The 7,121-nt window shown below is 68.7% G+C and carries 8 protein-coding genes; 5 read left to right on the top strand and 3 right to left on the bottom strand.

Features of this window, described 5'->3' with window-relative positions; all coding sequences use genetic code 11:
• Positions 1–135: 135 nt before the first annotated feature.
• Both QMX83_RS19045 and QMX83_RS19040 read right to left on the bottom strand, forming a co-directional pair.
• The gene (locus tag QMX83_RS19045; RefSeq protein WP_282298212.1) at positions 136–1,593 is read right to left on the bottom strand and encodes a HAMP domain-containing sensor histidine kinase; all 1,458 of its coding nucleotides are present in this window, start codon (positions 1,591–1,593) and stop codon (positions 136–138) included.
• Complete coding sequence (locus tag QMX83_RS19040; protein WP_282298211.1) at positions 1,590–2,312, bottom strand: response regulator transcription factor; 723 nt, start codon at positions 2,310–2,312, stop codon at positions 1,590–1,592. The genes QMX83_RS19045 and QMX83_RS19040 overlap by 4 nt, the downstream gene beginning before the upstream one ends.
• Before the next feature lie 118 nt (positions 2,313–2,430).
• Between QMX83_RS19040 and msrB the strand changes: the two genes are divergently transcribed.
• From msrB to msrA, 3 genes are read left to right on the top strand one after another with little or no spacing between them, the layout of a single operon-like run.
• Complete coding sequence (msrB, locus tag QMX83_RS19035) at positions 2,431–2,943, top strand: peptide-methionine (R)-S-oxide reductase MsrB (protein ID WP_282298210.1); 513 nt, start codon at positions 2,431–2,433, stop codon at positions 2,941–2,943.
• Positions 2,940–4,709, top strand: a complete 1,770-nt coding sequence (locus QMX83_RS19030) for a cytochrome c biogenesis protein DipZ (protein WP_282298209.1) — start codon at positions 2,940–2,942, stop codon at positions 4,707–4,709. Before msrB ends, QMX83_RS19030 begins: the two co-directional genes overlap by 4 nt.
• Positions 4,710–4,724: 15 nt before the next feature.
• Positions 4,725–5,462 carry a peptide-methionine (S)-S-oxide reductase MsrA gene (gene msrA / locus QMX83_RS19025; protein WP_282298208.1) on the top strand — a complete coding sequence of 246 codons (738 nt, stop codon included), beginning with the start codon at positions 4,725–4,727 and terminating at the stop codon, positions 5,460–5,462.
• Here msrA and bioD read toward each other — a convergent pair.
• Positions 5,459–6,142, bottom strand: coding sequence for a dethiobiotin synthase (gene bioD, locus QMX83_RS19020; RefSeq protein ID WP_282298207.1), 684 nt, complete (start codon positions 6,140–6,142; stop codon positions 5,459–5,461). The two genes, msrA and bioD, sit on opposite strands and share 4 nt — an antisense overlap.
• A 73-nt stretch (positions 6,143–6,215) precedes the next feature.
• Here bioD and QMX83_RS19015 point away from each other — a divergent pair, with 73 nt between their 5' ends.
• Both QMX83_RS19015 and QMX83_RS19010 read left to right on the top strand, forming a co-directional pair.
• Entirely contained in the window at positions 6,216–6,698 is a 483-nt protein-coding gene (locus tag QMX83_RS19015) for a GAF domain-containing protein (RefSeq protein WP_282298206.1), read from the top strand.
• Positions 6,695–7,051, top strand: a complete 357-nt coding sequence (locus QMX83_RS19010) for a TfoX/Sxy family protein (RefSeq protein WP_282298205.1) — start codon at positions 6,695–6,697, stop codon at positions 7,049–7,051. The genes QMX83_RS19015 and QMX83_RS19010 overlap by 4 nt, the downstream gene beginning before the upstream one ends.
• Positions 7,052–7,121: the final 70 nt, after the last annotated feature.

The following is a 7,121-nucleotide window of genomic DNA, read 5'->3' as shown; positions in this document are numbered from 1 at the left end:
CCACTGCGCCGGCCATTTCCACGCGTTACCGGGCGCGGAGACGTTCACGGCGGGCGTCTATCGACCGACCCTACCCCTGCCGGACCCACGTAGTGACGCGCCATGCGCGTCAACGCCATACCAACGCGCCCGACATCACACCGGCAATCCAAACTCAAACACCGCACCCGCCTCGCTCTCCAGCAACCGGATCTGCCCGCCATGCAGCTGCACGATCCGGTGCACGATCAACAGCCCCAGTCCGCCGCTGTCCGGGCGCTGGCTGCCCAGCGCCGGTGGCGTGTGGAACAGGTTCGCGCGGCGCTCCGGCGCGATGCCCGGGCCGCTGTCGGCCACGCGCACCCACACCTTCCCGTCGTCCGCTCGCAGGCTGACGTTGATCTGCCCTCCTTCCGGCGAATGCCGGATCGCGTTGTCGAGCAGATTGGTCAGCACCCGTTCGATCAGCCCGAGGTCGGCCCGCACCGCCGGCAGCCGTGGCGGGATCTCCGCGCTCAAGGTCTGCCGCCGCGCCTGCGCGGCCAGCTCGAACTTCTGGAACACGTCCTGCAGCAGATCCGGCAGCGAGAACGCCTGCACGTCCAGCACCACGCCGCCGTGTTCCAGCCGTGCCAGTTCGAACAAGGCCTGTGCCAGCCGGCCGACCTTCTGGCTCTGCGCCAACGCGATGCCGAGGTAGCGCTGGCGCTCCTCCGCGGTGAGCGTGGCGTCCTTCAGCGACAGCGTTTCCAGATAGCCGTGCAGTGACGACAGCGGGGTGCGCAGGTCGTGCGAGATGTTGGCCACCAGCTCGCGGCGCTGCAGGTCCTGCTCGCGCAGCTGCTGCCACTGCTCGCCCAGGCGCTGGCTCATCAGGCCAAAGCTGTGATCCAGGATGGCCAGTTCATCGCGCTCGCCAGCACGCAGCGGCGGCGGCGGCGGAAGCGCCGGTGAGGCCTTGTCCACATCGAAGCCCTGGATCCGCGCGGTCAACCGGCGCAGCGGACGCGTCACCCAGCCAAACGCGAACGCACCGGCCAGCAGCCCCAGCCCCACCACAATCGCCAGCGACCACAGCGTGGTCCGCAGCACCGCATTGCCCGCGACATTGGCCGCCAGCGCCTCGCGCTGCTCGCCCACCAGCACCACGTAGATGTAGCCCACCTGCCGCCCCTGCACCCACAACGGCGCGGCATTGAATACCTTGCGGCCGCTGGCACTGCGTGGGTCGTCGCCGAGAATCGGCAGCGGCGCATCACGCAGCAGCGCCTGCACCGGTGCCAGGTCCACCCGGTCGCGCTTGAGATGGCCTTCCGGCGCATCGTGACCGAGGATGCGTCCCTGGTCGTCCAGCAGGTACACCTCCACGCTGGGGTTGACCGCCATCAGCTTGCCGAACAGCGCGCGCACGTCGCCGCCACGCATGCCGCGTGCGTCCATCAACTCGCCGCTGCGCGCGATGTGCTCGGCCAACCCACGCGACAGCCGCTGCACAGTTTCCTGTTCGTGCAGTGTGGTACTGCGCATCTGGATCCACATCAGTGCCGCGCCGCAGGCCAGCAGGAGGGCGAAGAACACAGCGGTGAGCCGCTGCGACAGCGTCAAGCGGATCATGCCGCACCCTCGCCTGCATCGCCGACCAGTTTGTAGCCCCGTCCCCACACGGTCTGGATACGTTGCGGATTGGCCGGGTCGCGCTCGATCTTGTTGCGCAGACGATTGATGTGGGTGTTCACGGTGTGCTCGTAACCGTCGTGCTGATAACCCCAGACCTGGTTGAGCAGGTCCATGCGCGAGTACACCTGGTCGGGATGGCGGGCGAAGAAGGCGAGCAGGTCGAACTCGCGCGGGGTCAGGTCCAGCGCGCGGCCGTCGACCTGCGCGCTGCGAGCGATCGGGTCGATGCGCAGTCCGGCCACGTCGATCAGCCCCGCATCCAACCGCGCGTTCTGGGCCAGCGCTTCGACGCGGCGCAGCAGCGCCTTCACCCGCGCCACCAGTTCCAGCATCGAGAACGGCTTGGCCAGGTAATCGTCCGCGCCGAGCTCCAGCCCGAGAATGCGGTGCACCTCACTGGCGCGCGCACTGGTGATGATGATCGGCGTATAGCGCGCCATCGACCGCGCGCGCTTGCAGATCTCCAGCCCATCCACGCCGGGCAGCATCAGGTCCAGCACCAGCGCGCTCCAGGGTTGCTCCTCCACCAGGCGCAGGCCCTCGTCGCCGGTGGCGGCGTGGGTGACCTCATAGCCTTCGTCGCGCAGGTGCATGCGCAGCAGGTCGGCGATGTGGGCATCGTCTTCGACGATCAGGACACGTTTGGCGCTGTTCATGGGTGCATTGTGGGCGCTCACGCAGCTGAATGTGTCACGGAAAATTTAACCCTGCGTGAGGATTCGTTGACTGCCCGGGGCGCAGCATGGCCGCATCGTTCCTGCCTGGAGACCTGCCATGCGCCTGACCCGCCGCAAACTGCTGGGGATGAGTGCCCTGGGCGCGGCCACTGGTCTGCTCGGCCTGACCGCCTGCAGCCGCGCTGCCCCGGTCGCCGCCGCCGAGCCGACCCGCACCTTCGAGGTGATGCGCACCGACGCGCAGTGGCAGCAGCAGCTCACCCCGGCGCAGTACTCGGTGCTACGCCGCAAGGGCACCGAGCGCCCGTACAGCAGCCCACTCAACAAGGAACACCGGCGCGGCACCTTCACCTGCGCCGGTTGCGCGCTGCCCTTGTTCTCCTCGTCCACCAAGTTCGACAGCGGCACCGGCTGGCCGAGCTTCTGGGCCCCGCTGCATGACGCGGTCGGCGAGGACCGCGACACCACCTACGGCATGGTCCGGGTGGAGGCGCACTGCCGGCGCTGCGGCGGACACTTGGGGCATGTGTTTGATGACGGACCGCGGCCGACCGGGTTGCGGTACTGCATGAACGGCGTGGCGATGAACTTCATTGAGGGCACTTCATGATTCTGCTTGTTCTGGCTTACCTGGGCGGCGTACTCACCCTGCTCAGCCCCTGCATCCTGCCGGTGCTGCCGTTTGTGTTCGCCCGCGCCGACCGCCCGTTCCTGCGCAGCGGCCTGCCGTTGCTGATCGGCATGGCGGTGATGTTCGCGGCGGTCGCCAGCCTCGCCGCCGTGGGCAGCCAATGGGTGGCCCAGGCCAACCAGGTCGGGCGCTGGATCGCACTGGTGGTGATGGCGTTGTTTGCCGTGGCACTGCTGCTGCCGCGCGTCGCCGACGCGCTGCTCTCACCCTTCCAGCGCGCCGGCGCGCGGCTGAGCGCGCGTGCCGACGCGGCCGATGCCGCCGGCCGCGGCGGTGTGGGCACCTCGCTGCTGATCGGCGTGGCCACCGGTCTGCTCTGGGCACCGTGCGCCGGGCCGATCCTGGGCCTGATCCTGACCGGAGCGGCGCTGCAGGGTGCCAGCGTCGGCACCAGCGGCCTGCTGCTGGCCTACGCGCTGGGCGCGGCCACGTCGCTGGCGCTGGCGCTGTGGGTGGGCGGCCGCGTGTTCGCCGCGCTCAAGCAACGGCTGGGCACCACCGAGTGGATCCGTCGCGGGCTGGGCGTGGCCGCACTACTGGCCGTGGTGGCCATCGCGATGGGCTGGGATACCGGCGTGCTGACTCGTCTGTCGACCGTCAGCACGTCCAAGGTCGAGCAGCAGCTGGTGAATCTGCTGCCGGTGGAAGAGCCGGGGCCCGGCATGATGATGGTGGCGGTGCCTCAGCAGAGCGCAGGCACGCTGCCGGTGGAAGGCGAAATGCCGTCACTGGCCGGTGCCACCGATTGGCTCAACAGCGCGCCGCTGGACGCTGCCACGCTGCGCGGCAAGGTGGTGCTGGTCGACTTCTGGACGTATTCCTGCATCAACTGCCTGCGCGCCCTGCCGCATGTGCGCGAGTGGGCCGAGCGCTACCGCGACCACGGCTTGGTGGTGATCGGTGTGCACGCGCCCGAATTCGCGTTCGAGCGCAACCTGGGCAATGTGCAGCGCGCGGTGACGGACCTGAAGGTGACCTACCCGGTCGCCATCGACAACGACTTCTCGATCTGGCGCGGGTTCAACAACCGCTATTGGCCCGCGCATTACTTCATCGATGCACAGGGCCGTATCCGCGCGCACCACTTCGGCGAAGGCAACTACGGGCAGTCCGAGCAGATCATCCGCCAGTTGCTGCGCGAAGCCGGACACGCCCTGCCCGATGAAGCGCCCTCGACGGCCCGCGCCATGGCCGCTTCGCGCGAAGGGGTGGAACGCCAGGCCGACATGGGCAACCTGAAGTCGCCGGAGACCTATCTGGGGCACGCACGGGCGGAGAACTTCGCCTCACCGGGTGGCCAGCAGCCGGACCGTGCGGCCGATTACCGCGTGCCGTCCACGCTGGCTTTGAACCAGTGGGCACTGGGCGGGCGTTGGACCGTAGGCGACGAGGATGCCCGTTCGCACAACGCCGGTGACCGCATCGCGTTCCGCTTCCATGCGCGCGATCTGCATCTGGTGCTGTCGCCTGGCGAAGACGGCAAGCCGGTGCGCTACCGCGTGCGCATCGATGGCCAGCCGCCCGGCGTGGATGCCGGCGGTGACGCCGCGGCCGATGGCAGCGGACAGGTGGATGGCAACCGGCTGTACCAGTTGATCCGCCAGAACGGCGCGGTGCGCGAGCGCACCTTCGAAATCGAGTTCCTTGACCCGGGCGTACATGCCTACGCCTTCACCTTTGGTTGAGTGCAGGAGAACATCATGAAAATCGCGATGGAGAAACTGGTGGCGGGCGGCGTTGCCGTGGCCATTGCCGCGCTGACCATCACCGCCGTCGTCAGCCTGGACCGCCCGGTGATGGCGGCAACGGCGACGCACGTGCAGCTGCCGGCACCGCAGGGCGCGGCCGTGCTGGCGCAACCGAACCAGCCGCGCGCCACGGTGGTGTTTGCCGGTGGCTGCTTCTGGGGCGTGCAGGGCGTGTTCCAGCACATGAAGGGCGTGCAGAACGCGGTCTCCGGCTACATCGGCGGCACCGCCGGCGATGCCCGCTACGAGCGCGTGGGCACCGGCAGCACCGGCCATGCCGAAGCGGTGCAGGTCACCTACGATCCGTCGCAGGTGAGTTACGCGCAGCTGATGCAGGTGTTCTTCTCGGTCGCGCACGACCCCACCCAGCTCAATCGCCAGGGCCCCGACCACGGCACCCAGTACCGCTCGGCGGTGTATGCCGATGACCCCGCGCAGCGCGCCGCAACGGTGGCCTACATCGCGCAGCTGCAGCAGGCGCGTGTGTTCCCGGCCAAGGTGGTGACCCAGGTCGATGGCGGCAAGCCGTTCTTCCGTGCCGAGGGCTACCACCAGAACTACCTCACCCTGCATCCGGACAACCTCTACATCCGGATCAACGACCTGCCCAAGGTGGAGGCGCTGAAGCAGCAGTATCCCGCGCTGTATACCGAGAAGCCGCGGCTGGTAGCCACGGTCTCGGTGCGCTAGAGGCTCAGGTGCTGCGCCAGCTGTGCCGGGTCCGATCCCGGTGCATACGGCAGTCGGCCCCAGTACGGCACCGGCAGGCGCTCCCGCAGCATCCCCACGTTTTCATCGATGCGCGCCATCTGCGGGTCCACCTCGTTGGCGATCCAGCCGATGCAGGTCGCCCCGGCCGTGGTAATGGCCTCGAGGCTGAGCCGGGCATGATTGATGCAGCCCAGGCGCAGCCCCACCACCAGCACCACCGGCAACTGCAGGGCGTGGACCAGGTGTGACTGGTCCAGCGTTGCGCTCAGCGGCGCGAGCCATCCACCCACGCCTTCCACCACCACGGTGTTGGCCTGGGCGCGCAGGCGGGCGAAGGCCGCCTCGATGGGGGGCAAGGCCAGGGTCACGCCGGCGTCGGCCGCCGCCAGCTCCGGAGCCAGCGGTTCGGGCAACGCATAGGGGTTGAGGTCGGCGTAAGCCGGCACCGGATCGCTGGCCGCGCGCAGGGCGGCCGCGTCTTCGTTGCGCAGACCCTCCGGGGTCATCTCACACCCGCTGGCGACCGGCTTCATGCCCACCGCGCGCAGGCCCCGCTGGCGCAGGGCGTGCAGCAGGGCGCAGCTGCTGAAGGTTTTGCCGATGCCGGTGTCGGTGCCGGTGATGTAGACGGCGGGCGGGAACGCGAGGCCTTGGGACATGGCGGTCGTGGGTGATGAACGGTGGGCCATTATCGCGGACACGCTTGGTGTGTCCCTACGCTAGACTGCGGCCATGTTTACCTCTTCCTCGCTCACCGGCAGCAAGCCGGAACAGTACGGCCAGCTGCTGGCCCAGGCCCGCGCCCTGGTGCACGGTGAATCCGACCGCGTGGCCAACGCCGCCAACCTGTCGGCGCTGGTCTACCACGCCCTGCCCGAGCTGAACTGGGCCGGTTTCTACTTCTTCGATGGCACGGAGCTGGTGGTCGGTCCGTTCCAGGGCCTGCCGGCCTGCGTGCGCATCCCGCTGAGCAAGGGCGTGTGCGGTGCCGCTGCCTCCACCCGCACCACCCAGCGCATCGAGGACGTGGACGCATTCCCGGGCCACATCGCCTGCGACTCGGCCTCGCGCTCGGAGCTGGTGGTGCCGCTGTTCAAGGGCGATACGCTGATCGGCGTGTTTGATCTGGACAGCCCGGTGCTGGCCCGCTTCGATGCGGACGACCAGGCAGGTCTGGAAGCCATCGGCGCGGTGTTCGTCGAGGCGCTGGGATGAGTGCCAAGCTGCGCAACATCGGCCCCAAAAGTGCCGCCTGGCTGCGCCAGGTTGGGTTGCGCACCCCCGAAGACCTGGCCGCCGCTGGTGCGGTCGGGGCCTTCGTGAAGGTCAAGCGGGCCGGCTTCAAGCCCAGCTTGAACCTGTTGTATTCGCTGGAAGGCGCGCTGCAGGACTGTCATTGGCAGGACCTGCCGGAAGCCCGACGCACCACGCTGGTGGCCGAGTATGAGGCGATCATCGCCGAGCAGCCGCTGAAGAAGGCTCCACCAGCCTCCGGCCCGGTGTATGAGCGGGTGGTGGAAGAGGAAGAAGACCACGGCGTGGCGTTCGACGGCGACGACGAACGCTGACGGTGATTACCCGTAGAGCCACGCCCTGCGTGGCTGCGCGGTACCAAACGGGGGTCGAAGCCACGCAGGG

The organism is Stenotrophomonas sp. PS02289, assembly GCF_029960115.1.
Lineage (GTDB): Bacteria > Pseudomonadota > Gammaproteobacteria > Xanthomonadales > Xanthomonadaceae > Stenotrophomonas.
Note: the sequence above shows the minus strand (reverse complement) of the source record. Positions and strands in the feature narration are given on the sequence as shown.

What these genes read in the sequence shown, in the direction of transcription:
- QMX83_RS19045 (WP_282298212.1), bottom strand. Translation starts at nt 1,593, where the DNA reads ATGATCCGCTTGACGCTGTCGCAGCGGCTCACCGCTGTGTTCTTCGCC.
- QMX83_RS19040 (WP_282298211.1), bottom strand. Translation starts at nt 2,312, where the DNA reads ATGAACAGCGCCAAACGTGTCCTGATCGTCGAAGACGATGCCCACATC.
- msrB (WP_282298210.1), top strand. Translation starts at nt 2,431, where the DNA reads ATGCGCCTGACCCGCCGCAAACTGCTGGGGATGAGTGCCCTGGGCGCG.
- QMX83_RS19030 (WP_282298209.1), top strand. Translation starts at nt 2,940, where the DNA reads ATGATTCTGCTTGTTCTGGCTTACCTGGGCGGCGTACTCACCCTGCTC.
- msrA (WP_282298208.1), top strand. Translation starts at nt 4,725, where the DNA reads ATGAAAATCGCGATGGAGAAACTGGTGGCGGGCGGCGTTGCCGTGGCC.
- bioD (WP_282298207.1), bottom strand. Translation starts at nt 6,142, where the DNA reads ATGTCCCAAGGCCTCGCGTTCCCGCCCGCCGTCTACATCACCGGCACC.
- QMX83_RS19015 (WP_282298206.1), top strand. Translation starts at nt 6,216, where the DNA reads ATGTTTACCTCTTCCTCGCTCACCGGCAGCAAGCCGGAACAGTACGGC.
- QMX83_RS19010 (WP_282298205.1), top strand. Translation starts at nt 6,695, where the DNA reads ATGAGTGCCAAGCTGCGCAACATCGGCCCCAAAAGTGCCGCCTGGCTG.